General features: G+C 51.0%; 32 protein-coding genes. 23 read left to right on the forward strand and 9 right to left on the reverse strand.

Annotated features, from left to right (window positions below; genetic code table 11):
- From PHU49_00965 to PHU49_00990, 6 genes are all read left to right on the forward strand, one after another.
- The coding region (locus PHU49_00965) for a hypothetical protein (protein MDD5242560.1) at nt 1–369 on the forward strand (369 nt) is incomplete at its 5' end.
- Between the two features lie 43 nt (nt 370–412).
- Nucleotides 413–1,630 (forward strand): efflux RND transporter periplasmic adaptor subunit, encoded by a 1,218-nt coding sequence (locus tag PHU49_00970; protein MDD5242561.1) that lies wholly within the window; start codon nt 413–415, stop codon nt 1,628–1,630.
- A gap of 12 nt (nt 1,631–1,642) precedes the next feature.
- Entirely contained in the window at nt 1,643–4,906 is a 3,264-nt protein-coding gene (locus PHU49_00975; GenBank protein MDD5242562.1) for an efflux RND transporter permease subunit, read from the forward strand.
- Nucleotides 4,903–6,306, forward strand: coding sequence for an efflux transporter outer membrane subunit (locus PHU49_00980; GenBank protein ID MDD5242563.1), 1,404 nt, complete (start codon nt 4,903–4,905; stop codon nt 6,304–6,306). The genes PHU49_00975 and PHU49_00980 overlap by 4 nt, the downstream gene beginning before the upstream one ends.
- Nucleotides 6,307–6,632: 326 nt before the next feature.
- Complete coding sequence (gene arsM / locus PHU49_00985) at nt 6,633–7,439, forward strand: arsenite methyltransferase (protein ID MDD5242564.1); 807 nt, start codon at nt 6,633–6,635, stop codon at nt 7,437–7,439.
- A gap of 27 nt (nt 7,440–7,466) precedes the next feature.
- Complete coding sequence (locus PHU49_00990; GenBank protein MDD5242565.1) at nt 7,467–7,856, forward strand: metalloregulator ArsR/SmtB family transcription factor; 390 nt, start codon at nt 7,467–7,469, stop codon at nt 7,854–7,856.
- A gap of 42 nt (nt 7,857–7,898) precedes the next feature.
- On the opposite strand, the gene PHU49_00995 is transcribed toward PHU49_00990, so the two are convergent.
- From PHU49_00995 to PHU49_01020, 6 genes are all read right to left on the reverse strand, one after another.
- Nucleotides 7,899–8,516: a thioredoxin domain-containing protein gene (locus PHU49_00995; protein MDD5242566.1), complete on the reverse strand. Its 618-nt coding sequence runs from the start codon at nt 8,514–8,516 to the stop codon at nt 7,899–7,901.
- A gap of 384 nt (nt 8,517–8,900) precedes the next feature.
- On the reverse strand, nt 8,901–9,443 hold the full coding sequence (locus PHU49_01000; protein ID MDD5242567.1) for a hypothetical protein: 543 nt from the start codon (nt 9,441–9,443) through the stop codon (nt 8,901–8,903).
- Nucleotides 9,444–9,464: 21 nt separating this feature from the next.
- Entirely contained in the window at nt 9,465–9,839 is a 375-nt protein-coding gene (locus tag PHU49_01005; protein ID MDD5242568.1) for a putative zinc-binding protein, read from the reverse strand.
- Between the two features lie 12 nt (nt 9,840–9,851).
- The gene (locus PHU49_01010) at nt 9,852–10,079 is read right to left on the reverse strand and encodes a thioredoxin family protein (protein MDD5242569.1); all 228 of its coding nucleotides are present in this window, start codon (nt 10,077–10,079) and stop codon (nt 9,852–9,854) included.
- Nucleotides 10,080–10,093: 14 nt separating this feature from the next.
- Nucleotides 10,094–11,386, reverse strand: a complete 1,293-nt coding sequence (locus PHU49_01015; GenBank protein ID MDD5242570.1) for a permease — start codon at nt 11,384–11,386, stop codon at nt 10,094–10,096.
- Between the two features lie 23 nt (nt 11,387–11,409).
- Nucleotides 11,410–11,730: a metalloregulator ArsR/SmtB family transcription factor gene (locus PHU49_01020; protein ID MDD5242571.1), complete on the reverse strand. Its 321-nt coding sequence runs from the start codon at nt 11,728–11,730 to the stop codon at nt 11,410–11,412.
- A gap of 146 nt (nt 11,731–11,876) precedes the next feature.
- Here PHU49_01020 and PHU49_01025 point away from each other — a divergent pair, with 146 nt between their 5' ends.
- The 13 genes from PHU49_01025 to PHU49_01085 all read left to right on the forward strand — a co-directional run bounded on the left by PHU49_01025 (nt 11,877) and on the right by PHU49_01085 (nt 21,101).
- A complete protein-coding gene (locus PHU49_01025) occupies nt 11,877–12,305 on the forward strand; it encodes a metalloregulator ArsR/SmtB family transcription factor (GenBank protein MDD5242572.1) in 429 nt (142 codons plus the stop codon).
- Nucleotides 12,306–12,321: 16 nt separating this feature from the next.
- Nucleotides 12,322–13,416, forward strand: coding sequence for an ACR3 family arsenite efflux transporter (arsB, locus tag PHU49_01030; GenBank protein ID MDD5242573.1), 1,095 nt, complete (start codon nt 12,322–12,324; stop codon nt 13,414–13,416).
- 17 nt (nt 13,417–13,433) lie between these two features.
- The gene (locus PHU49_01035; protein MDD5242574.1) at nt 13,434–13,868 is read left to right on the forward strand and encodes an arsenate reductase ArsC; all 435 of its coding nucleotides are present in this window, start codon (nt 13,434–13,436) and stop codon (nt 13,866–13,868) included.
- Between the two features lie 187 nt (nt 13,869–14,055).
- Entirely contained in the window at nt 14,056–14,487 is a 432-nt protein-coding gene (locus tag PHU49_01040; protein MDD5242575.1) for a thioredoxin family protein, read from the forward strand.
- A 7-nt stretch (nt 14,488–14,494) separates the two neighbouring features.
- Nucleotides 14,495–15,196, forward strand: a complete 702-nt coding sequence (locus PHU49_01045) for a cytochrome c biogenesis protein CcdA (protein MDD5242576.1) — start codon at nt 14,495–14,497, stop codon at nt 15,194–15,196.
- 75 nt (nt 15,197–15,271) lie between these two features.
- Complete coding sequence (locus tag PHU49_01050; protein ID MDD5242577.1) at nt 15,272–16,219, forward strand: permease; 948 nt, start codon at nt 15,272–15,274, stop codon at nt 16,217–16,219.
- An 11-nt stretch (nt 16,220–16,230) separates the two neighbouring features.
- Nucleotides 16,231–16,617, forward strand: coding sequence for a metalloregulator ArsR/SmtB family transcription factor (locus PHU49_01055; protein ID MDD5242578.1), 387 nt, complete (start codon nt 16,231–16,233; stop codon nt 16,615–16,617).
- 47 nt (nt 16,618–16,664) lie between these two features.
- Entirely contained in the window at nt 16,665–17,267 is a 603-nt protein-coding gene (locus tag PHU49_01060) for an FmdE family protein (protein MDD5242579.1), read from the forward strand.
- A gap of 29 nt (nt 17,268–17,296) precedes the next feature.
- Nucleotides 17,297–17,923, forward strand: a complete 627-nt coding sequence (locus PHU49_01065; protein ID MDD5242580.1) for an FmdE family protein — start codon at nt 17,297–17,299, stop codon at nt 17,921–17,923.
- Nucleotides 17,924–17,964: 41 nt separating this feature from the next.
- Nucleotides 17,965–18,720 carry a sulfite exporter TauE/SafE family protein gene (locus PHU49_01070; protein ID MDD5242581.1) on the forward strand — a complete coding sequence of 252 codons (756 nt, stop codon included), beginning with the start codon at nt 17,965–17,967 and terminating at the stop codon, nt 18,718–18,720.
- Entirely contained in the window at nt 18,717–19,625 is a 909-nt protein-coding gene (locus tag PHU49_01075; GenBank protein MDD5242582.1) for a cation diffusion facilitator family transporter, read from the forward strand. Before PHU49_01070 ends, PHU49_01075 begins: the two co-directional genes overlap by 4 nt.
- A gap of 118 nt (nt 19,626–19,743) precedes the next feature.
- Complete coding sequence (locus PHU49_01080; protein MDD5242583.1) at nt 19,744–20,511, forward strand: 4Fe-4S binding protein; 768 nt, start codon at nt 19,744–19,746, stop codon at nt 20,509–20,511.
- A 68-nt stretch (nt 20,512–20,579) separates the two neighbouring features.
- A complete protein-coding gene (locus PHU49_01085) occupies nt 20,580–21,101 on the forward strand; it encodes a (Fe-S)-binding protein (GenBank protein ID MDD5242584.1) in 522 nt (173 codons plus the stop codon).
- A gap of 316 nt (nt 21,102–21,417) precedes the next feature.
- Here PHU49_01085 and PHU49_01090 read toward each other — a convergent pair whose 3' ends face one another.
- The 3 genes from PHU49_01090 to PHU49_01100 all read right to left on the reverse strand — a co-directional run bounded on the left by PHU49_01090 (nt 21,418) and on the right by PHU49_01100 (nt 23,410).
- Nucleotides 21,418–21,663, reverse strand: coding sequence for a hypothetical protein (locus tag PHU49_01090; GenBank protein MDD5242585.1), 246 nt, complete (start codon nt 21,661–21,663; stop codon nt 21,418–21,420).
- Nucleotides 21,664–21,796: 133 nt separating this feature from the next.
- Entirely contained in the window at nt 21,797–22,903 is a 1,107-nt protein-coding gene (locus tag PHU49_01095; protein ID MDD5242586.1) for a permease, read from the reverse strand.
- Nucleotides 22,904–22,978: 75 nt separating this feature from the next.
- Nucleotides 22,979–23,410 (reverse strand): PadR family transcriptional regulator, encoded by a 432-nt coding sequence (locus tag PHU49_01100; protein ID MDD5242587.1) that lies wholly within the window; start codon nt 23,408–23,410, stop codon nt 22,979–22,981.
- Nucleotides 23,411–23,732: 322 nt separating this feature from the next.
- Between PHU49_01100 and PHU49_01105 the strand changes: the two genes are divergently transcribed.
- The 4 genes from PHU49_01105 to PHU49_01120 all read left to right on the forward strand — a co-directional run bounded on the left by PHU49_01105 (nt 23,733) and on the right by PHU49_01120 (nt 26,838).
- The gene (locus PHU49_01105) at nt 23,733–24,053 is read left to right on the forward strand and encodes a hypothetical protein (GenBank protein ID MDD5242588.1); all 321 of its coding nucleotides are present in this window, start codon (nt 23,733–23,735) and stop codon (nt 24,051–24,053) included.
- A 98-nt stretch (nt 24,054–24,151) separates the two neighbouring features.
- Nucleotides 24,152–24,679, forward strand: coding sequence for a Spy/CpxP family protein refolding chaperone (locus PHU49_01110; protein ID MDD5242589.1), 528 nt, complete (start codon nt 24,152–24,154; stop codon nt 24,677–24,679).
- 223 nt (nt 24,680–24,902) lie between these two features.
- Complete coding sequence (locus PHU49_01115; GenBank protein ID MDD5242590.1) at nt 24,903–25,607, forward strand: ABC transporter ATP-binding protein; 705 nt, start codon at nt 24,903–24,905, stop codon at nt 25,605–25,607.
- Nucleotides 25,600–26,838, forward strand: a complete 1,239-nt coding sequence (locus tag PHU49_01120; protein MDD5242591.1) for an ABC transporter permease — start codon at nt 25,600–25,602, stop codon at nt 26,836–26,838. Before PHU49_01115 ends, PHU49_01120 begins: the two co-directional genes overlap by 8 nt.
- Nucleotides 26,839–26,992: the final 154 nt, after the last annotated feature.

Below are 26,992 nucleotides of genomic sequence, written 5' to 3' on the forward strand. Positions count from 1 at the left end.
GGTTACCCTGAATCGCGGCCCGTAAGAGAGAGATTCATCCACCTCTGGACAACCCTTTTTAGATACTTTATTGAAAACCCTCTCCACTTCCGTTATATAGAACAATATCACAACTCTCCTTATGGCGTTTCTTTGAGGAGGGACAGGATCCTGAATAAAACCGGTGACCCGGGCATATTGAAGAACCTCTTAGAGGAAGGGATAGAGAATCGCACTGTAAAGGATCTGCCGATCGTCATGCTTTTTGCGCTGGCCTTTGGACCACTGGTTTTCTTAGGCCGCGATCATACACTCGGTTTGATCAAGATGGAAGATACTCGCATTGTGCGAGCCGCGGAAGCGTGCTGGGAGGCGATCGAAAATAAATGAAAACATACATAAACAGACTGACCGGAGACAGAAGGGGTGTTACATGAGTATTAACAAAAGAACCAGACTCATTATCAGTTTTGTCATTTTGTGTGCAGGTTTTGTGGTGGATGGTTGTACACGTAAGCAGCCGCCTCCACCAAGCACGCCTGAAGTTGCTGTTGTTACAATTCAGTTGGAACGGGTGACCCTGACAACCGAATTGCCCGGTCGTACGTCTGCCCACTATGTAGCGGAAGTGCGTCCGCAGGTAAACGGTATCATACAGAAACGGTTCTTTGAAGAAGGTTCTGACGTGAAGGCCGGAGACCTTCTTTACCAGATCGACCCTGCCCCGTATCAGGCGGCATACGACAATGCGAGGGCCTCCCTTGCCAGGGCAGAAGCAAACCTCCCGCCAGTACGGTTAAGGGCTGAACGCTACAAGGAACTGGTCTCCATCAAGGCGGTCAGCCAGCAGGAATATGACGATGTAACGGCGAATTTAAAACAGGTCGAGGCAGAGATCAATTCCTGGAAGGCTGCCGTCGAATCGGCGCGCATCAATCTGGCATACTGCAGCATCAAGGCGCCTATCACGGGACGCATAGGCAAGTCCAACGTTACCGTCGGCGCCCTTGTGACCGCACTCCAGCCCGCCCCGCTTGCCGTGATCCAGCAGATTGACCCTATATACGTTGACGCAATGCAGTCAAGCGCCAGCCTGCTTCGTCTCAGGCAGAATATGACTGCCGGCAAGATAAAACGGGATGGCCCCGAACAGACAAAGGTGAAATTATTTCTCGAAGACGGCACGCTCTATCCGCAGGAAGGAAGCCTGAAGTTTTCCGATGTCACCGTTGATCCCAGCACCGGGTCGTTTATCCTCCGGATGGTCTTCCCGAACAAGAAGTATATCCTTCTGCCCGGCATGTACGCGCGGGCGCTTGTCCAGGAGGGGGTGGTTGACAGCGCGATCCTTATCCCCCAGCAGGGGGTCTCCCGCGACCCCAAGGGGAATCCTGTTGTCTTCATTGTGGATGCAGAGGGTAAGGTCCAGCAGAGGATGATCACCGTGGATCGTGCCATCGGCGACAAATGGTTCGTCACATCAGGCCTTGCACCGGGCGACCGTGTGATCGTCGAAGGGATTCAAAGGATACGCCCCGGTTCTCCCGTAAAGGCCGTCCCTTTTGATGCCGGCCGGAAGGATAACCCGGAGGCCGGTAAGACGGTCAAGCCTTCTGCAAAGACGGTTCAGCCGCCCGTAAAAGTGAAGTGAACGGAGGAGCTGATGTTATCGAATTTCTTCCTTGAACGCCCTGTCTTCGCATGGGTCATTGCCATCGTCATCATGCTGGTGGGAGCCCTCGCCATCCATAATCTCCCCATATCGCAGTATCCCCCCATCGCACCCCCATCGATCTACGTTCGAAGCGATTATCCGGGGGCTTCGGCAGAGACCGTGGAAAACAGCGTGACCCAGATCATCGAGCAGAAGATGACCGGACTCGACAATATGATCTATCTGTCTGCTACGAGCGATTCATCGGGAAGCTCCCGCATCGAGTTGACCTTCGCCCCCGGGACCGATCCGGACCTTGCCTGGTCAAAGGTGCAGAACAAGCTCCAGCTCGCTATGGCGAGCCTGCCGGAGGTTGTCCAGCGTAAGGGCGTGACCGTCGGTAAGGCCACCAGAAACTGGCTGATGATAGTGAATCTGATTTCAGAAGATGGGAGTATGGATGGCAGCGATCTGAGGGATTACGCCCAATCAAACCTGGAGAAGGTGCTGGCGCGGGTGCAGGGTGTAGGCGAGGTGGAGAACTTCGGGTCCCAGTATGCCATGCGCGCCTGGCTGAACCCTGACAGGCTGGTAGATTATAACTTAACCATTGAGGACGTTATCGCGGCGCTCAAATCCTACAACGTTGAAGTCTCTGCCGGCCAGTTCGGTGGGGCGCCGGCAGTGAAGGGCCAACGTATGAACGCCTCCATCATCGTACAGAGCATGTTGAAGACCCCCGATGAGTTTGCCGCCGTTCCCCTCCGCATCAATCCAGATGGTTCCATCGTTCGCATTAAAGATGTGGGACAGGTGGAGTTGGGAACCGATGCCTACGATATCGAGGCATTTTACAACGGTAAACCCTCCGCAGGTCTCGGGATCCGCATGGCCTCGGGCGCCAATGCCTTAGACACAGCCGATGCGGTGAAGGCAAAGTTGCAAGAGATGAGCCGGTTCTTCCCTCCGGGATTGAAGGTGACCTATCCCTATGACACAACGCCCTTTGTCAGAGTGGCCATCTGGGAGGTGGTCAAGACCCTTCTGGAGGCCATCCTGCTTGTTTTCCTCATAATGTGGCTTTTCATGGGGAATATCCGGGCCACCCTGATCCCCACCATTGCAGTGCCGGTGGTGCTTCTGGGGACCTTCGCGACGCTGGGTTTTTTTGGCTTCTCTATCAATATGCTCACCATGTTCGCCATGGTCCTCTCCATCGGTCTTCTGGTGGACGATGCGATCGTGGTGGTGGAAAACGTTGAGCGTATCATGAGCGAGGAGGGGCTTTCACCGAAGGAGGCCACGCGAAAGTCCATGGGACAGATCACGAGCGCGCTGATCGGTATCGGACTCGTGCTTTCGGCGGTGTTCGGCCCCATGGCCTTTTTCGGCGGATCAACCGGAGTCATCTACCGGCAGTTTTCCGTGACTATCATCTCCTCTATGCTGCTGTCGGTGATTGTGGCCTTGATCCTGACGCCGGTCCTGTGTGCGACCCTCCTCAAACCGGTGAAAGCGGGACATGAACCGGCGGCGAATGCGATCCCTTTCCTGCGCCCTTTCTTTGCAAGGTTTGACCATATCTTTTTCAGGTTAAGAGACCGGTATGTGAAGATAGTCGGCAATTCTTTTTCAAGGAAAACCCGCTATGCTGTAATATATGTCATAATCGTGGCGATCGTGGGGGTCCTTTTCCTCCGCACGCCCACGTCTTACGTCCCCGAGGAAGATCAGGGTATTATGCTTTCCCAGATAATGCTGCCCTCAGGTTCCACGATAGAGCAGACAATGGAAGTCGTTAAACAGGTACAGGAACATTTTCTGAAGAACGAAAAAGAGGCAGTGGAATCCTGCATGACGATCTCCGGCATCGGCTTCTCGGGAAGGGCACAGAATAACGGCCTGGTATTCGTGAAGCTGAAGGAATGGGGACTCCGTAACCGGTCGGACCTGAAGGTTAAGGCCGTTGCACAACGGGCAACCAAGGCCTTTTCTCATATTCGAAGCGCCCTGGTATTCGCTTTCCCGCCACCGGCAGTAGTGGAGTTGGGCATGGGCACTGGATTTGATTTTGAGTTGCTTGACCGCGGCGGACTGGGCCACAAAAAGCTCATGGAGGCCCGCAACCAGCTTCTCTTCATGGCGTCAAAGGACCCCCGCCTGACGAAGGTGCGGCCCAACGGCATGGAGGATGTACCTGAATACAGGGTCGATGTGGATTGGGGGAAGGCAGGCGCCCTTGGGATTCCTATAACTTCCATCCATAACAGCATTTCGGCGGCCTTCGGCAGCGCCTATATCAATGATTTCATCCAGGGCGGTCGGGTCAAACGCGTGTTCGTTCAGGCAGACGCCCCCCATCGCATGCTTCCCAAGGACATAGACAGGCTCTATGTACGGAACACTGCGGGAAAGATGGTTCCCTTTTCCGCTTTTGCCTCCGGTTACTGGACATCCGGCTCCCCAAGGCTCGAGCGTTTTAACGGTTTTCCGTCCATGGACATATGGGGAGAGCCGGCCCCGGGGAGGAGCTCGGGCGAGGCAATGCAGGCGATGGAAGAGCTGGTGACAAAACTACCCCAGGGGATCGGCTTTGAATGGACCGGCCTTTCCTATCAGGAGCGGATGTCGAGTTCACAGGCGCCCCTGCTGTATACCTTTTCGATCATCGTGATCTTCCTGTGCGTGGCGGCCCTCTATGAGAGCTGGCCCATACCTCTTGCCAATCTACTCATGCTGCCCCTCGGCGTATTCGGCGCGACGCTTTTTACCTGGGCACGGGGCCTGCACAATGACGTATATTTTCAGATCGGGTTTCTCACCACCCTGGGCCTGACGACAAAGAATGCGATCCTTATCATCCAGTTTGCAAAGGAGCGAATGGCGCGGGGAGAGGGACTGATCGAGGCCACCCTCGGGGCGGTGCGGGTAAGATTCCGACCGGTCATTATGACGTCGCTCGCTTTCTTCTTCGGGGTTCTGCCGCTCGCCATCTCGACAGGCGCCGGCGCCGGCGCAATGAAGGCCATCGGCACCGCCGTGACCGGTGGTATGATGTCGGCCACATTTATCGACCTCTTCTACATCCCCTTGCTCTTTGTCGTCGTATCCCGCATGTTCAAGGTGGAAAAGAAGCCTCGCTCGCCCGGTAACGGCACGAGTCCCTTTCCCTCTCCTGGAGGTGTGCCCGACGCGTCGTCATCTTCAGGGATGCAAAACGGGCAGGGGTGTGAGGCAGACCCTGCAAATACTTCAGAGGGGCGTGAGCTATGATACGAAACGTATTGTCGATCATCCTTGTGATGCTTTTCCTGGGAGGCTGCACCATGGCGCCGAAATATACGCGGCCTCCCGCGCCGATCCCGAAGGCGTGGCCGGAGGGCGATGCCTATAAAGACGTAAAAACAGGCGACGCGCCTTCGGCAGCGGAGCTTAAATGGCGTGATCTCATAAGTGATAAAAAGCTCCAGAAAGTCATCGAGATGGCCCTTGCAAATAATCGCGACTTCAAGCTTGCCGCATTAAATGTTGAAAGGGCACGGGCGTACTACGGCATCCAGCGTGCAGAATTGTTGCCCGCACTCGATGCTGTGGGCACGGGAAGCAGACAAAGGATGCCTGCCGACCTTTCAAACAAAAAGATAGCAGGCGTGACAGAACAATACAGTGTGAACCTCGGTGTCCTCTCGTGGGAGATCGACTTTTTTGGTCGCATACGAAGCCTGAAAGATAAAGCACTGGAGGAATACCTCGCAACAGAAGAAGCGCACCGGAGCGCCGGAATAATGCTCATCGCTGCCACTGCCGGCGCGTATTTGACGTACGCAGCAGACCGGGAAAACCTGAAGCTTGCCGAGGATACCTTAAAGACACAGATGAACTCATACGATCTGATCAAACGGCGTTATGATGTCGGTCTTGCCTCCGAACTTGACCTCCATCGCTCACAGACCCAGGTGGACAGCGCAAAAGAAAACGTCTACCGCTACACCCAGCTCGTTGCACAGGATGAAAATGGACTGAACCTTCTTGCGGGCAAGGTAGTTCCCGGGGAGCTCTTGCCGGATGGACTTGACAGCGTCATTCCGCCGAAAGATGTTTCCCCCGGTCTGTCATCTGAGGTGCTTCTGAAACGTCCTGACATTATGGCCTCTGAGCATACGCTAAAATCCATCAATGCCATGATCGGCGCTGCACGGGCAGCATTTTTTCCTCGCATCTCTCTCACTACTACCATGGGAACCGCAAGTGCAGAGCTGTCGCGGCTCTTTCGATCAGGGCAGGATACGTGGAATTTTGCGCCGCAGGTAGTGATGCCGATATTCGACGCACGCATATGGGCGGCATATGATGCTGCGAAGGTGGAAAGGGAGATCGCCCTTGCCCGCTACGAGAAGACCATCCAGACAGCATTCAGGGAGGTTGCAGACGCTCTGGCTGTCAGGGGTACTGTTGAGCAGCAACTGGCGGCGCAGCAGTCCTTCGTCAATGCCACAGCCGAGACATATCGCCTCTCCAACGCGCGATACACGAAAGGGATCGACAGCTACCTGAGCGTCCTTGATGCGCAGCGTTCGTTGTTCAGTGCCCAACAGGGATTGATCGCTCTCCGCCTGGCGAAGGCCTCCAATCTCGTTACACTCTACAAGGTATTAGGCTGGGGAAACGAATAGATTTTTCTTGACAATAAGCCTTAATGAACCTATTATATAAAATAAAGTTTATATGATAGGTGTTGCTCCATGTTACAAAAGTTTTCGCAATATACGGTATGTGACCTTCCGAACCTCCCCCGTGAGAGCAGTTGTTCAAAAGCGATAGATTCCCTTTTTAATGCCACCATAGAGATATACCTTCTGACCGCGGTCATCATTTTGCAATCTCTTTTGTCCGGGGCTACTTCCCTGCCGAGCGGATGGGGAAAATACAGTTCTATAAAAAAGAATTTATCGGTAGTATTACTATATTTTTTTAATTTACAAAGAAGGGGATGAACTTTATGGAAAAAAATGAGATTAAAAAGACGGTTCGTGAGGCATATGGCGCGATCGCCGAGGGCCGGAATGAAGGGGGTTCTTGCTGCGGCAGTTGTTCGTGTGATAACGGAGCGTTCGCTCAGTCAATCGGATATTCCGACGATGAATTAAACATGATCCCGGAAGGGGCGAACCTGGGATTGAGCTGCGGGAATCCGACAGCATTTGCGAACCTGAAGGAAGGGGAGACGGTCCTTGACCTTGGCTCCGGGGCAGGGTTTGACTGCTTTATCGCTGCCCGGAAGGTCGGCACGTCAGGCAAGGTCATAGGGGTTGATATGACCCCCGCGATGCTCGAGAAAGCACGCGAGAACGCGCAGAAAGGCTCTTTTTTAAACGTCGAGTTTCGTCTCGGCGAGATAGAGAACCTGCCGGTGGCAGATAGTTCTGTAGATACCGTAATAAGCAACTGCGTGATCAACCTTTCAGTGAACAAGGCGAGGGTCTTCCAGGAGATATACCGGGTATTGAAGCCGGGCGGAAGGATAGCCGTTTCAGATATGGCCCTTTTGAAAGAGCTGCCGCCGCGCATCCGGCAGAGCGTAGACGCATATGTGGGGTGCGTTGCCGGCGCGATCCTTGTCGATGAATATAAGAGGCTTGTAGAAGAGTCAGGGTTTAAGGCTGTCAATGCCACGGTTAAGGGCAGCTCTTCGTGCATCAGGCCCGAAACGCAGGACCCGATGGGAAAGGCTTTGCTTGAAGGAGCGGAAGACAGCACGTTGCTTGAGGACTGCGTGGTGAGCATATATGTGGAAGGGTACAAATAATACAACCGGCGCGAAAGGGGTTTGGTTATGAACGATCTTGCGGCTACATTCAAAGCGCTCTCCGATGAGACGAGGCTCAGGATCATCAAGCTCCTCGAACGCGGCGAGCTCTGCGTCTGTGATCTTGTTGCGGCCCTTGACATGGTGCAGCCAAAGGTCTCGTTCCACCTTGGCGTACTGAAAAAGGCAGGCATACTGAAAGACAGGCGGGCGGGGAAGTGGATGCACTACCGGCTTGACGATGCCGATATGTTCAAGAGGCTGCTTATGCTCTCTGTATTTGAGCGAATGCCTGAAGGAGCTTCCAATAGGGATAAGAAGAGGCTGGAAGCGGCGCTGCAGAACAGGTGTGCCGACAGACAATCCGGCATGTCGGTATGCTGTGCGCCTCCCGACAAACAAAAGGCGGCAAAGTAACGACGCACCCCTTCTTTTGTCCGGCGCCGGCTTCGTTTTTTTTTATTTCTTCGGTTGCGCTTTCTTCAACCGGTTAAGTGCGTCGACGATATCTTTTCCTCCTACATGCTTATCGGTTTTTCCGTCTGTCTCTATAACGCATGAAGGTGTTGCCTGGACCTGGTCTTTCTTGAGATAGTCTGACAGAATATCGAAGGTCGGTTTTGGATCATAGGGTTTCAAGGCTACCTTGTTTGCCTTGAAAAGCGCTTCAAGTTTCTCGGCGCTGTCCAACCCCTGTTTTGCTGCATCTATCAGGAGTCTGCGAACGGCAAGGGCATGTTCCAGATCGTTCTTCTCGTTCAGGGCATACAGGAAATAGCGTACATAGAGAGATGAAAGTTTATAGAAAGGGGTGTCGGCAAAGGTCAGGTTGACGACCTTGCCTTTGATCAGTTCACTGATGACCGGTTCTATCGCAGGTTCCATGTCTCTGCACGGCGGGCAGAAATAATCCGTATAGAGCCTCACCTTTACTTTGCCTTCGCCAAAGGCAGGAACGAGCACTTCAGCGGCACTGCCGGCGGCAGGTACACTATGAAGGAATGCGAGAAAAACAAAGAACATAAAGGGTATTGCAAGAGAATGCTTTCGTATTATTAAAATTGTTTTTGCTGTCATCTGTTGCCTCCTTCTCATTTTTTAATTTGCGCCATATCAGAGAACACGACAATGAGAATAAAGGCTAACATCTCAGAGGAGGGGTTCCCGATACCAGACCGGGACTAATATTAATAACACACTCCGGGATCTCCTCGATGAATAACGGTGATAATGCCCGGTTAGGCAAAACATGACCATTGTACATTGCTGCTATTTTGTACAGGGGTCTGTTTATGGAACTAAAAAAACAGGGGCTGCAACGGGTTATTTCTTTTTCGCTTGAAACAGGGTATCCTTCTGCAAGTTTTTTCCCCAGGATCAGTGGGGGCGAGATCAGGAAGACTAAGACCAGAATCAGGGATACTGCAAACCAAACAAGACGGTAACAACATTTCATTCTTCTTATCCTGCAGGTCCACCGGAGACCCAGAGAGCTGTCATTACATAAGGTACCTTGAAAGCGTAAGAAGGCGCCACAGAACCCTTGAAAAAGATGGAAAAAAGGATGAGGGCGAGCCCCATCGCAACGACAGAGAGCATCTTTCTGTCCCGTTGAGCGTTCAGTAAGAAGAGGATGAAGATGATCGCCGCAAAGGCCAGACAATAAGGGCAGTAGGTGTTGTACCATACCTGGAACCCGATGAGATAGAATTCTATCCCCACGCCTGCGGAAAGAAGAACAAGAAGCAGAGTATCTTTTTTGAGGATGCTCAGGAAGATGATGGCTGCCATATATGCGATGCCGACGTATTCAAGATTGATACCCAGTATGCTTCCGCTCAGATATGAGCAGGCGCCAGCGCAGATGCTGTAATATATCTCCAGTGCGACGGCAGCGCAGGCAAGAACGATGTTGAAGATATGCCTTTTGGACCGCGCCCACCCCGTGAACCTTTTCAGGGCGCTCCTTTCCTGTACGCCGTTTTGCTGTATCGTTACGTCCATGATAACCTCAGAGGTTAAGCGTCATATCTTTTCAAGGACAGATTTCAGGACCTCGCCTGTCTCTTCGGTAAGTTTACTAAAATCGTGCTTTTTTGCAACACCGAGTTCTGTGACAACAAAATATTGCGATGGTTCTAATCCATATTTCTCGAAGGCCTTTTTGCCGCATCCGGTAGGGCAACCGTCAATAACGATCGTCTTCACCGCCCTTGCGCTTTCGATAAATCCCGAAAGAGCTGCTCCCACGCCGGCAAGGCAGTAGGCATTCCCCACCCCCTTTTTGTCCAGCTCGATCATTACATTGTTCGAGACCTGCCCGACATTCGATCCCCCGGAACAGGCCAGTACCAACGTCGGCGCGCTGCCACTGCAGCACACATCTTTTTCTTCAGCCATTGTAACCTCCTCTTAAAGCAGTTTCTTTATCTCCTCCACGGAGAGCACCTTGCCTACGCTTTTTACCACTCCGTCAACGGCAAGCGAAGGGGTTATCATGACGCCGAAATCCATAATCTTGTTGATGTCCGTTACCTTCTCGATCTCAAAGCTCACGCCCTTTTCCTGCGCTGCTTTTTCGGCATTCTCCGTGAGCTTCATGCATTTGGCGCAGCCTGTACCGAGTATCTGTATCTTCATAACCCATACCTCCTCTATTCCATTATCCATCCAAAGGCCATCCCTGCTATCGTTGAAAGAAGTATCACATATGTAATGAACACGAAAGTCTTTTTTGTTCCTAGGATGCTCCGTATCACAAGCATGCTCGGAAGCGAAAGGGCAGGGCCTGCAAGCAGAAGCGAAAGGGCAGGTCCTTTCCCCATACCCGCACCGAGCAGTCCTTGCACTATTGGCACCTCCGTCAACGTCGCAAAGTACATGAAGGCGCCCACGATGGATGCGAAAAAATTGGCAAAGAAGCTGTTCCCGCCAACGAGCGCGGCGATCCACCGCGACGGAATAATCCCGTTGTCAGTCCCCGGCATACCGAGAAGGAATCCGGCCACGAGAACTCCTCCCAGCAGGAGCGGGGCGATCATTAGGGCGTAAGACCATGTGGAGTCGATCCAGTTTTTCGTTTCTTCAGACGAGGTCTTTGTCACCCACACTACCCCGGCAATGCCCGTAGCGAAAGGAAGGAGCGGCCACCTCGGGAAAATAAAGGCCAGAAGCAAAACGACAATCCCCGTAATGACTGTAGGGATCAGTTTTGCCTCGAACCATTTGACGATCGTATACCCGAAGAGGAGGCCGAAAAGGCCCGTGATGTACCATTTTGCTGCATATATGGCATACCAGAATCCCTCCGTCTCCATGGGCTTGCCCCAGTTCGCGAAGACAAGGATGCCCACCATGGATGCCATGTAGACCGTATCCTGCCAGAGCTTCCTTTTTGGTTCTTCTGCCGGAGGCATGCAGATCGCCTGTTTTGCCTTTTCTTCCTTTCTGAACGTGAATGCCATAAGAAGGCCGATGACATACGCAAAGGCGACCGCTCCTATGGCCCTCGCAAGGCCGATCTGCCAGCCAAGCACCTTTGCAGAGAGGACGATGGCGAGCACGTTGATGGCAGGCCCTGAATAGAGAAATGCCGATGCCGGCCCCACGCCGGCCCCCATCCTGTAGATGCCGGCAAAGAGCGGCAGCACGGTGCAGGAGCAGACGGCAAGGACGGTTCCGGAGACGGATGCGACGGAATAGGAAAGGCATTTGTTCGCTGCAGGCCCGAGATATTTCATCACCGCCGCCTGGGAGACAAAGACAGAGATCGCGCCGGCAATAAAGAATGCAGGCACCAGGCAGAGGAGCACATGCTTCTGCGCGTAATCCTGTATCATGTAAAAGGACTCAAGGATAGCCTTCTGAATATTCATGCTTTCAAAAGGGATGAAGTAGGCCCCGAGAAAAGCGCCAAGGAGGATGAGAAATTTATAACGGTCTTTCATGAAAAGTTCCTTTCGGCAGGCAGCTATCGTTTACAGAGGCACACCTGCTGCCTGCGTACGTTATTTTCTATAACCGCGGTGATGCACCCGAAGAAATCTGTGACGCACGGCACCTCGAGGGCATAGATCATATCAGCCCCGGTTTTTTTCGAAGACACGATCCCCGCTTCCTTCAAAACAAGAAGATGCTTTGAGACAGTGGACTTGTCGAGCGTAAAAAGATTGAAGATCTCAGAGAAAGATCTTGAACTATCTTTCAGGTATTCCACGATCATAAGTCTTACCGGGTGCGCCATGGCCTTTATGATATTGCTTCTTATTCCAGCCTCTTCAACAGTTATCATATAAACTCCTTCTGCATTGTTGGCAACTATACCAACAAGCCAATTATGCGTCAAGTATTTTTTGGCAAGATTTTTCTATTGACAAAATATGGGTTCCAGTATTTATTCTTATATCCGTTTATGCGGATATATTCATAAGTCGCAACGTGGAAGACATAGCGCAGATATATAAAGCCCTTTCAGAACCTATGAGACTGCGGATAATGATGCTCCTCATGAAGGGAGAGTTGTGTGTATGCGACTTCATGGAGGTACTGGAAGAGCCGCAGTCCAAAGTATCGCGGCACCTTGCGTATTTAAAGCACTCCGGGCTCATACAGGGAAAAAGGGTTGGAACGTGGATGCATTATTTTCTGAGAGACCATCTTGATGGACTAATCGCAGCACATATAAAACTCCTGAAAAAAGAGCTCCCCGGCCTCAATTGGGTAAAGGCGGATGCCACGAAGCTGATCGAGGTTCAAAAAAAGAAACTTTGCGATAATGCCGCCGGGAATGGACCGGCCGCAAGGAGAAAGGCGGTTGCAGGAAAAGGACGAATAGTCCTGCAAGGAAAGAAAAGAACGAATCCATAGAAAGGAGCACAAATAGATGGCCACAGAACAGCTCAGCAAGAAACTTTCTTTTCTGGACAGATTTTTAACGCTCTGGATCTTCCTCGCCATGTTCATCGGCGTGGGCTGGGGGTATGCCTCTCCGGGGGTGGTTGACTTCTGGAACCGGTTCCAGTCGGGGACTACTAATATCCCCATTGCCATCGGCCTCATCCTCATGATGTATCCGCCGCTTGCAAAGGTGCGGTATGAGGAACTGGGCGAGGTCTTTAAAAACTACAGGGTGTTGACACTATCCTTGGTACAGAACTGGGTGGTGGGGCCTATCCTGATGTTTGTCCTTGCCATCATCTTTTTGAGAGGTTATCCGGAATACATGGTTGGTCTTATTATGATCGGTCTCGCCCGGTGTATCGCCATGGTTATTGTCTGGAATGACCTCGCAAAAGGGGATACGGAATACTGTGCCGGACTCGTTGCCTTCAACTCCATATTCCAGGTCCTTTTCTTCTCTGTCTATGCCTACATCTTCATCACCGTCCTGCCGCCCATGCTCGGACTCAAAGGGGTAGTGGTGGATATTACGATCGGTCAGATTGCCGAGAGCGTCTTCATCTATCTCGGCATCCCTTTTATTGCGGGGGTGATCACCCGCTTTACCCTGATCAAGATAAAGGACAAGACGTGGTACCACGAGAGGTTCATCCCGAAGATAAGCCCCATTACGCTCATCGCCCTTCTCTTCACCATCCTTGTCATGTTCTCCCTGAAGGGTGAATACATAGTGAAGATCCCTCTCGACGTAGTGCGCATCGCCATACCGCTTTTGATCTATTTCATTGTCATGTTTCTCGTTTCTTTTTATATGAGCGCAAAGGCGAAGGCGCATTACGGACAGGCAGCCACGCTTTCCTTTACCGCGGCATCGAACAACTTTGAACTTGCCATCGCCGTTGCGGTCGCGGTGTTCGGCATCAACTCCGGGCAGGCATTTGCCGCCGTTATAGGGCCGCTCGTTGAGGTGCCGGTGTTGATCAACCTTGTCCACCTCTCCTTATGGATAAAGAGAAAATATTTTCCATATGCCGTTGAGACGCCGCTGGGAGTCTGCTATTATAGTTGCAGGAAATAAATACAGGGAGGAGTACAATGGATAAAAAAAGGGTCTTGTTCGTCTGTGTCCATAACAGCGCACGAAGCCAGATGGCTGAAGCATTTCTCAATGCCCTCGCAGGTGACAGATTCGAGGCACACAGCGCCGGCCTCGAACCCGGCGTCCTCAACCCTCTCGCCGTTGAGGTCATGAAAGAGATAGGCATCGAGATCTCGCAAAACAAGACAAAGAGCGCCTTTGACCTTTTCAAGAAAGGCGAGCTGTTTTCCTATGTGGTGACCGTCTGCGATGCCGCGAGCGCCGAGATGTGCCCGATCTTCCCGGGGCTTGTCACAAAGACAATCCACTGGAGCTTTGAAGACCCTTCTGCCTTTACCGGTACCCATGAGGAACGGCTTGAGAAGACGAGAAAGGTGAGGGACGCAATAAAGCGTAAAATCGAGGAATGGCTGGATGGAATTGTACGATAAGCAAATATTTACGAGAGAATATATTAGAGGAGCCTTCATGAAACGATATATTATGATCGCGTTGATTATCCTTTCAGGGGTCATTCAATACTCCTGTGCAACCACCTGTGAGATAAGGTCGCCGGCAAGTGATTCGCAAGGTCAGGTTGGCAAATAAATAAGGCCGATATTATCCCTGGAGGAATATATGAGCAAACGTCTCCATAAAAATATCCTACCCGCTGCACTTATCCTTATCTGTATATTGTTCGTTTCCTTCACAACCGTGTACGGACAGGCTAAAACTGTTAAACCCCCGTCTCCGGCAACATCACTGCCCCTTCTCATTGATATTGGCGCAAAGCAATGCATCCCCTGCAAGATGATGGCGCCTATCCTGGAAGAGCTCAAACGGGAATACGCCGGAGTATTGAATGTACAGTTTATCGATGTGTGGGAAAATCCCAATGCCGGTCAGAAATACCGGATACGGGCCATCCCTACCCAGATATTCTACGATGCCTCCGGCAGGGAGCTTTCCCGTCATATGGGGTTTATGTCGAAGGAACAGATCCTGAACGCCTTTAAAGATCTCGGGATCGATCTGAAACCAATCTCTCCTAAAAAGAAAACAGGATGAACCGCTGATGCTGGAGAAGTTCTTCATAGTTCTCACGCGGGCGGTCGAGGGGAGCCCGGCGATCGCTTTGGGTGCATCGTTCATCTGGGGTATCTTAAGTCTTATCTTAAGTCCCTGCCATCTCTCAAGCATACCTCTCATCGTGGGATTTATCGATGAACAAGGCCGTATATCGACACGAAGGGCCTTTTGTATTACCAGCACTTTCTCCTGCGGGCTTTTCGTGAGTATCGCAGCCATTGGTCTTTTTACGGCCCTTGCAGGCCGCATGATGGGCGATGTGGGCAGGTATGGCAATTATTTCGTTGCAGGCGTCTTTTTTCTTATGGGGCTCCACCTCTTCGACGTTATCCCAATGCCGTGGTCGGGTCCGGGACAGATCGGAATCAAGCGTAAAGGTATTATGGCTGCCCTTATACTCGGGCTCATATTCGGCATTGCGCTCGGCCCCTGCACATTTGCTTACATGGCCCCCATGTTGAGCATCACCTTTCAGCTTGCATCAACGCAGCTATGGTATGGCATCATGCTCCTTCTGGCCTATGCCGTAGGCCACTGCTCGATCATCGTTCTGGCAGGCACCTTTACAGAACTCGTTCAGCAGTATCTAAACTGGAACGAAAAATCCAAGGGGTCCCTGATAATAAAGAAGGCATGTGGCACCCTGGTGATTCTGGGGGGCTTTTATTTGATCTACACAACGATATAAAAAATATCCTCTTGACAACTTTTCAAACCCGACCTATAATATATCAAAATAAGTTGATATGTTAGGATGTGGACGATGCTCAATGACTTTTCAAAATATGTTGTGTATGACCTTTTCAAACTCTCTGAAGGCGCGCAGCTCTCGGGTGCCTTAGAGTTCTTTATATATGATACTATTAAGATATTCATGCTCCTTGCTGTTATCATATTCGCCATATCCTTTGTCCGGAGTTTCTTCCCTCCGGAGAAGACGAGAAAAATACTATCGCATAAAAAAGAATTTATAGGTAATATACTGGCCGCCCTCCTCGGGGTCGCAACCCCCTTTTGTTCATGCTCTGCTGTTCCATTATTTATCGGCTTTATCGAGGGAGGTGTTCCGTTAGGTGTCACTTTTTCCTTTCTCATCTCATCCCCAATGGTAAACGAGGTGGCAGTTGTACTCCTCTGGGGCCTCTTCGGCTGGAAGATAACGGCTATTTATATCGGGACCGGCCTTTCCGTTGCAATGCTGGGAGGATACATCATAGGGAAGCTGAAGCTTGAAAACTGGGTGGAAGAGTATGTCTATAAGATGAAAATGGGAGAGAGCCAGTCTGTTCTGACCCAAACATTCAAGGAAAGGGTTCAGTATGCGCAGTGGAACACAAAGGACATCGTGGGCAAGATCTGGTTCTTTGTACTCATCGCCATCGGCATCGGCGGTTTTATACATGGCTATGTACCTGAGGATTTTCTGACGAAGTTCGCGGGAAACGGGTTTTTTGCAGTACCCATTGCCGTGTTGGTGGGTGTGCCGCTCTATTCCAATGCGGCCGGGGTAATACCCATCGTCTATGCCCTCATGAGCAAGGGGTTGTCCCTGGGCACGGTACTTGCTTTCATGATGGCGGTAACCGCCCTTTCCCTGCCCGAAATGATCATCTTGCGAAAGGTTCTGAAAGTGAAGCTACTCACTATCTTTGTAGGAATAATGACCGTTACGATCATGGGAGTAGGATATCTCTTTAATGCGATTATGTAAGGAGGTTGCCGATGAAGGATTTACTTGACATCCTTAAGGCCTTTTCCGATGAGACGAGACTCAGGATTATCAAGCTTCTCGAAGCAAGCGAACTTTGCGTCTGTGATATAGTTGCCGCCTTTGACACGGTACAGTCCAAAGTCTCCTTTCACCTGGGCGTACTTAAGAGAGCAGGGCTGGTAAAAGATAGGAAGCAGGGAAAGTGGATGCATTACCGTATTGACAACTCCGATCTGTTTAAACGGTTTCTCGTCTTTTCGGTGCTGGAAAGGATACCCGAGGAGACCATTAAACAGGATAAGGAAAGGCTTGAACAATTTCTTAAAACTAAAAAAGAACAGAAACCTATTGGTTCTATAAATAATAGAAATGCCTGTTGTACGGGGCAACAGGATTGAATCGAGTTTCGAAACAGGATTTACTAAATCCCGAAGAGGAGGGAACAATGGACGACAAAGATATTTTGATGGACGCACTGAGGTTTCATGGTCATAAGTGCTGGGCCAGCGTGGCAGGCGTGCGTGTCGGGCTGGCAGCGTTAAGAAAGCTCGGGGTGAGACGCTCCGGCGGTACACAGCTTTACGGCATCGTGGAAATAGGCGAAGACCACGGCGGGATGTGTTTTGGTGACGGCGTGCAATATACCACCGGCTGCACCTTCGGCAAGGGGAATATCCGCAAGGAGCCCTACGGTAAACTCGCATTTACACTGATCGATAAAGCGACCAACCGCTCCGTGCGTGTGAGTTACAAACCCACACTGCAAAAACAGATTGCCGAATCCGCTTTTATGAGGAAACGTGGCCAGGGTATTATGCCTGACGAAATTCCCATGGAAGAACAAACGGAACTGGTGAATCTCATCTGGGATGCGCCGGAAGCCGACGTTCTTACCATCGGTGAGGTGGCTCCGTATAAGGGCCAATGGTTTCCTGAAGTGATGGGTTTTACACCCTGCGCCGGTTGCGGCGAATTGACGGCCCATGCATATCTGCGCGTGGTTGGCGCCAAGCATGTCTGTATTCCCTGCTCGGGTTACGACCGGTAAAGGTTAAAACGTTTTTTAAGAGGTGCGCAATGAAAAACCTTAACGAATATTATGATGTGGCACTCAAGTTTCACGGGCATAAATGCCCGGCCATGCCCATGGGTCTTAGGGCCGGACTTGCAGCGCTCAAAGTCCTGGGCGTGGAACGTGCAAAAGACAAGGAACTCGTTGTAGAGTCCGAGACTGGCGAAGGTCATGCTGCAGGGTGTTTTCTCGATGGCGTAATGGTCGCTACGGGAGCTACCTATGGCAAGGGAAATATAAAGAAACTCTTCTACAACAAAATGGCATTTATCTTGATAGACGTTGCAACCGGGAGGGCAGTGCGGGTTTCTCTCAAGCCAGAGTTCTTTGAGAAGGCCCTCCAGTCACCCTTTGTACGGAAACGGAAAGAAGGTGTCGCTCCGCAAGACATCCCCTCAGAAATAACAGATCCGCAGGTTGAACGAATATTGGGTTTGCCTGAAGCAGAGTTTCTTACCATTAGCGATATTTTTCAGAGGGACTTGAAGAAGGGCGTCACAAGTTTCGAGGTGAAGCGTTGTGCGCGCTGTGGTGAAGCAACCTTCACAAACAAACTGGAGGAAACCAAGGATGGCAGACTCTTTTGCGTTCCCTGTATAGAAGGTGAAGAGAAAGAAACCGGCATGTGCTGAAAAAGGCCGGAGGGCGTCCCGCCCCTGAGGGAGGTATTACTATGGAAATGACAACCGTTTTGCTTGCGCCTCTCCTGGTCTTTCTTTTTACCACGGTGCTTACTGTCGCCGGGGTAGGGGCAGCCTTTATCATTATCCCTACGTTCTACTGGCTCGGCATCCCTTTGACTGAGGCCATGGCCGTGGCATTACTCCTGAATGCCATCAGCATGAGCTTCGCTTCTGTCAACTACATCCGGTACAAATTGGTTAACTTCAAGGCCGCCATACCGATCATCATTCTCGCCGTGTTGTTCTCTCCCCTCGGGGCATACTCGACAAGGTATTTTTCCAAGAATGCCCTTATCATCATCTTCGTTCTTTTTCTCGTGTTTGCAGGGTCGATGATGCTCTTTTACTCGCCAAAAAAGAAAAGTGAAGCAGGTGGCTCGCCAGGCAGGGAATTGAAAACAGGCATTGGTCTCGGCATCGGTGCGGGTTATCTTGGGGGCCTCCTTGGAGTAGGAGGAGGAAACTTCATTGTTCCAGCCCTGGTATGGCTCGGGTTCGACCCGAAAAACGCCTCGGCCACAACTGCCTTCATCGTTGTGTTCGCGTCGCTGAGTGGATTCTTCGGCCATGCAGTCCTTGGCAACATTAGCTGGAATCTTCTGGCCTTCTCTGCCATCGGTTCAATAGCAGGCGCCATCGTTGGTTCATGGCTCATGCACAGGAAACTTGAGGCAAAACAGGTGAAATGGATTATCGGGATAGTGCTCTATGCGATTGCGGTAAAAATGTTATGGGGGTTATTATGAACATGAGTGGAGAAAAACGCCTTGCCGTTACCTTCTTCGTAACGGTCCTTATCCTGGCTGGCGAGGTTGTGGGCGGCTACTTGAGTAACAGCCTTGCCCTTTTAAGCGACGCGGGGCATATGGTCACTGATGCCCTTGCGATTGCCCTGGGGTTTGTAGCTGCCCGCATCAGCAAAAGGCCATCGGACAGGAACGCCACCCTCGGCTATCAGCGCGTAGGACTCCTCGCCGCGCTAATCAACGGCGTAAGCCTCCTTGTGATCGCTGTCCTCATCTTCTATGAATCCTACGAACGGCTCGTTGCCCCGCCCGCGATCGATATCCCCGTAATGCTGGCGATCGCTGTCCTCGGCCTTGCGGGAAATCTCGTCATGGCCTTTATCCTCGGCCATAGCCATGAGGACTTAAACGTCAAAAGCGTCTGGCTCCACGTCCTCGGCGATACCCTATCTTCTGTAGGGGTCATCATATCGGGCATTATTATCTATTTCACGGGGTGGACCTATGCGGACCCCATCGCAAGCGTTCTGATCGGCGGCATCATCATCTGGGGTGGTGTGAGGCTTGTGCGCGACACCTTGTCCATCTTTCTGAATCTGACCCCCAGAGGGTTCAGTGTCGAGGCGCTTATAAAGAAGATCAAAGACATGCCCGAGGTCATCGATATCCACCATGTCCATCTCTGGCCTGTGGCGCATAACAACGTCGCCTTCACCGCCCATATCCTGGTCAACGATCAGACCCTTGGCGAGGTCGAGGCAACGAAGAAGAGGATCGAGGAGATGCTGAAAGAGAGCGGGGTGGACCACAGCACCCTGCAGATCGAGTGCAGCAGCGCAACCTGCGACAATAACCTTTACTGCCAGGTTAACCATGAGGAAAGCGGCGACGAGCATGACCACTGAACCTGAATAAACAAGAGCTTTGTTGTATATGAGAGAGGTATAAGGATATGGCGGTCAAAAGGGAAACATGCATACAGTTCATTGATCAAGCAGGAAGGAGAGAACAAGGGGTGAAATCATGAAAAATAAAATCAAAGGTTTTGCGAAAGAGATCGGGACGGACGATGTGGGCATTGCGGCGATTGCGGATTACCAAAGCCCCAGGTCGCCTTCGATTGAAAAACTCTTTCCTGAAGCAAAGTCCATCGTTGTCCTTGCTTTCAGGGAGCTTTCGAACTGTGAGAGCCCGAGCCCGCAGATCGCTATGAGCGGAAGGCTCGACCTCATGGATTTTCTCAGGAGATCTTCTTACAGAATGGCGCGGTTTCTGGAAACAGACTGTGGCGCAAAGGCAATGACCGTACCGGCGACATTTCCCATGGAGATGAGCAGGGAAACGAAGGGGCTCGTAGCGGATCTATCCCTGCGCCACGCAGCAGTTGCAGCGGGTCTCGGTACATTCGGGAGAAACAACCTTGTCTATCATCCCAGGTTTAAGAACAAGGTGATCTTTTCCGCAGTGCTCACCGACCTCGGGCTTGAATCGGACCCGCCCGCACAGGGTGAATCGTGCAGCAGGTGCAACCGCTGTGTGGAGCATTGTCCTGCCGGCGCATTACACGAAGAAGGAAAGACCGATGTGATGAAGTGCATGAGGACACTTGAACCCTACGGACTCGGTGCGAGCATTCAATTCTGGACAAAACTGATGGATGCCTCTCCCGAAGAGAAGAAGGTTTTGCTCCGGGATGTGGAATACTGGCGTCTCTACCATGTTCTCCAGATGGGTTTTCAATACCTGTGTTTCAACTGCATGAAGAGCTGCCCCGACATGCAGAAGATGTGATGTGCTATAAAGGTTGTTTTTATTACCAGAATGCACCGCTTTTTGCGTGAAAACCGGAGACGTATTGTATGCTCCTGACCGGATATGTAAAACGGATTTTCAGACCTGTATGCAACCCGAGCTTCGAATCGGTCCACTGCATCGCCAAACTGAATGAAGACATTTCAGAGGTACTGCCCTATCTCAATGCCGTGCTCGGCGGCACGGAATACTTTAGTGACCCGCCGGAGGTGATGTTCAGCCACTATGGCAAGATTATAAAGGTCGGGTCGAGGGAGATCGCCATCAACGCGCTGGAGGATGAGGACGAGGCAGAACGCATCCTTTCATGGTTGAAAGACCAGATCAACGAGGCATGGGAGAACAGGGGTACGATCACACCGAAATACACGGGGGGAAGGAAGCCCCAGATCATGGCAATACTTAAGCTCCTTCCAAGGTCAAACTGCAAACGATGCGGCAGGCCCACCTGCACGGTCTTCGCCGCCCAGATGGCAGAAGGCGGACTTGGGCCCGAACACTGCCCTGAACTTACAGAGGAAAATAGGCGGACGCTTACCAAATATCTGGCGGGATTCGATAGCTCATAGCTTAAAAGCGTAAGGAAATATTTGTTCAACATTCCAGAATTTCTGGCCCTTCACCGAGGGACCTTCTTCACCGCTCAGGTTCCCCCGAAAAGAGGGATGCCTCCTCGCAGGGATACATCACCTGCGAAGCCAATCGCTATCTTGTCTCCATCGACTATGACCGGGATCTCCATCTTTCCGCCGGAGCAGGCGAGCATTTCCTTGAATTTTTCCGGGTCTTCATCTACGTTGATGTAGGTGGCCCTATCCCCATAGGCTGCCCGAGCCTGGCTGCAGAAAGGTCAGCTGTCGGTTCCGTAAATAATAATTTTACCGGTCATTGACTTGTTCCTCCTTCAGGGGCATTTGGCGGCATCTTGTTGTCTTTTTCTCTGTCGTGAACCTCAATAAACTCCTCATATTCCTTCAGCAGGACATTCCTGTAATCCCGCCGGATAACCTCTGAGGTGGGGACATAATTGCCCATAGCCTCCAATCCGGCAATGATCTCGTCTGCGGTTTCTCTATTTGCCTTTTTTCCAACAAAATAAAGCTCTGCCATTATCTCATGGAGATTGCTCACTGCGACCTGTGTTCCATCAATGAACCTGAGTGTCTTCCGACTAACTGTCGGGGCGTTGGGATCAACTCAGGTAACTCAGCCTATCACTTGAAATATAGACATGTTTTGCCACCCCCTCTTAATGTATCTATCATTAGTATACCAGCCAATCGACAAAATATCCAGCAACGACAGCAACTACAAAGACGTTGACAGCGAAGGCCAGGACCAGCTTCTTTTTAAACATGGAACCAAGTATTATCAATTCAGGGATGGATGCCCCTGCTCCGCCTATGATGAGGGCAAGAACGGTTCCCAACCCCATGCCTTTTCCCACAAGGGCAGCGCTGATGGGGATAATGGTTTCTGCGCGGATATACATGGGCACTCCGATAACTGCCGCGATTGGGATGGACCAGGGATTGCCCGGCCCCGCTACTTTTACCACAAGTTCCTGAGGAAAGAAGCCGTAAATAAACGCCCCTATCCCTGCACCGAGAAGCAGATACCAGAAAACACCCTTGAATGTATCCATGGCTGACGCCGATGCCCTTTTTAGCTTCTCTTTGAAGGGTATCGGTGCGGAGTCAGTGGTTTCATCAAAATCGACAGGGCAGCAAGAGGCCTGCGCAGCTTGAGGTGGGGGAGCTTTGGCTTCCGGCGTGCAACAGCTACCCGCCGTCTGAATAGTGTTTAAGGAAATAAGGGGTTGAACTGTTTCAGATGCACAACAACCTGCAGCAACAGACTGGACCTTCGCAGGAGCCGGTTGCGTTTGCGGTCCCTCTTTGCAGCAGGAGGCTGTCTGAAAACTCACCATCGGCTTGACCTGCTTTTCCATACCCATTTTCGAGAGGAGGGCTGCCATTGCCATGGATCCGAGAAATGTGACAACCATGTAGATCACAGTTACTTTGAGACCAAATAGCGAGACAAGCAGGGCTATAATGATCGGGTTGAGAACCGGTGAAGCAAAAAGGAATGACATTATAGGCCCGAAGGGAACACCCCCCTTGAGCAATCCGGCAGTTATGGGAACGGTTGAGCAGGAACAAAAAGGGGTTACAGCGCCGAGGCCGGAGCCCAGCAGATATTGCACCCACGTAAACCGGTTGGATAAAAAGCCCCTGATGCGGGACGGAGGGAGGTATTCCATCAATATCCCCACAAGAAAGGAAACTGCAACAAAAATAAGAACAAGTTCACCGGCGATAACCAGAAAGAACTTACCGGCAGTAACAAAATTATTCAGCTCAAACATAAGCGATTCCTCCTGATACTCTTTTCAGTAGGTCAAGCCCCTTATTAGTACCCAAAGTATGCGAGAAGAGTAGGCTCATACGGCTTTGCCGTGGGAGGGGGCGACGCGAGCCCCGGCAGCGGAGAGACGCATCTTTATATCTTTTAAAAAGATAAGGTCATCACCTTCGATGGCCTTATAGATATAAGGGATAGTGGATCGCCAGGCCTCAAGTGCCACCTCGTAAGCCGCTATGCCTGAGGGCGTAAGTGTGTAGACCTGTCTTTTCTGAGCGCCCTTGAGCTGCTTGTCTTCCCTGACCTCCGCATAACCGTTTTTCGTAAGTTCCTTGAGAATGGGGTAGATGGTCCCGAAGGTGGGAACGCAGCAGCCGCTCGTTATGGATTGCAGTTCCTTCAATATCCCGTATCCATGTTTGGGGCCTTTGGACAAGACCTTCAAAACAAGGACCTTTGTAAGACCTATGTTGATCAATGATTTCCAGTAATCCAAATTTGTGAGTTCCATGATGTTACCCCGTGGATTTATTATTCATACTGTCATTATATTAATATACATTATAATGAGATATATCATAATAACCTCACTATGTCAAGCTTCCAGCGAGACAGCTTTATATGCGACAGAATTGTCGACCTGCCGCTCTCTCCCCGGAAAGAATTGTCGAGGCCTGTCCGGATCTTCTCTTGTCTGTGTTGATGGGCGCGATGGTATCTCCTGGTGAAAAAGCACGCCGGACAAGGCGTTGCGCGACATTGAGCGAATATATAATGGCATGTGCCATGCTTGGCATGGATGTTGCTATATGATCAAACAAGAGAGTTATACGATGCCAGGGAAACGAAATATACTCTTTATTATCTCAGCGGTCATCCTCATACTCATTTTCCTCGGCATGACGCCCGTTAAGATCGGTCTGAAAGCGGCCAATGCCTGTCCTCCCGATGATGGTAAAAGGGTAATATGCTCTACCCCCTGCATATTTAACACGGTAACCTCGCAGAACCATACAGATGATATGGGCGACGCGGGGTTACCACCCTTTTCTGCTGTTTTCAAATCAACAGTTCTCCTCCTTGAAGGAGCCGTTGATGATCACCCGGTAACTGTTTTGAATTTTCCTTCAGAAACACCCCCGCTTCGCTGTTAATCCCTTTTTAATGTAATCCAGACAACTTTGTATCAAGGCTTTACCCAGGGTCCGCACAAAGACCCTTTAAAGAAAACGCAAATAGAAAGGAGGTGCACATGGAAACGAAAAATACAGATATAAGAGAAGGGTTTGCTACGACACTGTGTTGTATTCTCAGCACGCCTGTTAAGCGTCGGCTTTACGTTACCGCTCTTGTTCTGTTTTTCATGGCCCTCTGTGTTGCCGTCTTTGCCGGGGAACCGGGACAGCTGCCCGACTTGTGCGACTTGCAGGGCGGTTTGGCCGGCACCCTTAACCTTTCCCATGAGCAGTGCAAAAAGATACAGGAGCTTGCAGATAGATTCCGGAACGATTCGGTTGCGATACGGGGAAGGATCATGGAAAAACGTTTTGAACACATGAAAGTTTCCGAAGATCCGCAAACCGATCAGCACACTATCAACAAACTTGAACGGGAGCTGAACGATCTTGAGCGGGAGTTTGCACGAATGGCCCAAAGGGCAGAATCCGAGCAGAGGCGCGTCTTGAACACTGAACAGATAAAAAAGATGAGCGACAGCCCTTATGATGGATACGGCACTCAGGGGTACGACCCGCCAAGGTATGGAAGAAAGCGATATTGATAAAAGTGAAAAGATGCTTAATACTTACATTATAGATATATTTTGAGAAAAGCATATAATGATAAGGATACAGACTCACGGCAAATCCAAAGAAAGGCGACAATGTACTGGTTTTGAGGGACAGTGCAGGCGTGCCTGTCTGGTCAGGGTGGCGCAGGTAATGGATCGAAGATGGGCCCCGCTTTAAGAGCCTGGGTGGGGTTTTTAGTCTATGGAGGAAGTTATGGAGCTTATAAAGGCAGAGAACATCAGTAAAGAGTACCGGGTTGGCGAGGTTGCGATCAGGGCATTAAACGGGGTGAGCTTTGAGATAGAACCTGCCTCGTTCGTTTCTTTTGTGGGTCCTTCGGGAAGCGGCAAGACGACGCTTTTGAATCTCATCGGCTGCCTCGACAAGCCCACAGAGGGAAGGCTCACCGTTGCCGATGCCGACGTCGCCGGCCTTGATCGCAAACAGGGCGCATCGTTCAGGGGAGAACATATCGGCTTTATCTTTCAGGATTTCAATCTCATGCCCGTCCTTACCGTCTACGAAAATATTGAATATCCACTTCTTATGGTCCAGAACGTGCCGGCGGCAGAACGGGAAGAAAGGGTTAAGAAGCTCCTTGATGCAGTGGGGATGCTGGACCAGAAAGACAAATACCCCGACCAGATCTCGGGAGGACAAAAACAGAGGGTTGCCGTTGCGCGGGCGCTCGTAACGAATCCGAGGCTTGTCCTTGCCGATGAGCCTACAGCGAACCTTGATTCAAAGACCGCCTATATGATAATCGACCTGATGAAAAAGATGCGGGACGAGTTCAAGACGACCTTTATCTTCTCTACCCATGACCAGAAGATCGTGGGAGAGGCAGAGATCATATACACGCTCCAGGACGGCACAATTGTTGACAGAAAGACAAAAGGAGGCAACGGCAATGGGTAATCTCTTTAAAATAGCCCTGCGGAACTTAAGGCGCTACAGGAGAAGGACGATCCTTACCGCATCGCTCATTGCCATAGGCGTTCTTTTTGTCCTTGTCTTTGTCGCCGTATCGGGTTCGTTCAAAAATATGATCATAGGCCAGATCACCGATTCCATGCTCGGCCATCTCCAGATTCACCGCAAAGGATATGTGGCTTCAATCGATAATCTGCCCCTCACGTTGAATATGAAGCCCGAGGCTATGGCAAAGCTGGAGAAGACATTCGAGGGAATACCGGAAATAGCCGCCTACTCGCCGAGGATAAAGTTCGGCGGCATGTTCAGCAGTTTCACGGAGACGACCAATATAAGGCTCAACGGGGTATATCCTGATAAGGAGCTGAAAACGGTTCCCCTCCTTGCTTCAAGGATAATAGAGGGCGAAAAGGCTATCAGGAAAGGCGAGGTTATCATACCGGAGCTGATTGCAAGAGGGATGAAATTAAATGTGGGCGATACGATAGTGATCATCGCTACCAACAAAGACGGCTCGGTGAATGGAAAGCAGCTTCGGATCGGGGGCGTCCTTGAGAGCGCTACAGGACCGGGAGGAAGGGACGGCTATCTCCACATCGAAGACGCCATGGAGATACTCAGGATGGATGGGATGGAAGTAAGCGAGATCGCATTGCGCCTCAAGGATTTTGGAAAACTTAACGCCGTCTACAATACCCTGAACGCCATGCTTTCAGGCGAAATCAATAAACAGGGAAAGCCTGCCTTCGAGGTACATACATGGGAAGGCCTTTCACCGTTTTTCAATATTGCACGCATGATCGACATCATGACCTTCTTTATCAAGCTCATGCTTATCGCTATTGTGCTTGTGAGCATTATGAACGTTATGATCATGGCTGTGTACGAGAGGATACGGGAGATCGGCACGATCTCCGCGATCGGCACTATGCCGGGAAAGATTCTCTCCATGTTTCTTATCGAGGGATTTTGTCTTGGCGTCTTCGGCGCCATAATCGGCAACGCAGCAGGATTGATAATCATCTTTATCCTCAGGGCGGTTAAGATCACCTTTGAATTTGGCAGGCAGACGGGGCTTGTGCTCTCGCCGACGATAGACGTATCGGATCTCCTTGTTGTTTCCCTGATCGTTACAGGGGTGGCGATCATCGGAAGCCTCCAGCCGGCCTTCAAGGCCTCGCGGATGGAGCCGATCAAGGCGCTGAGGCATGTATGATTAAACCAGATCTTTCAAAATATATGTGTCGGATTATCCTTCGAAAACACGCTCATTACGCTCCAGCGGCTCCATTCGCTCGCGTTCGGCTTCGGAACTTTTGCTTGAAAGCAAAAGACCAAGCTTCCTTGCCTCACGACGGTTTTCTCTATGA

The sequence above is a fragment of the Syntrophorhabdaceae bacterium genome, from assembly GCA_028713955.1.
Classification (GTDB): domain Bacteria; phylum Desulfobacterota; class Syntrophorhabdia; order Syntrophorhabdales; family Syntrophorhabdaceae; genus UBA5609.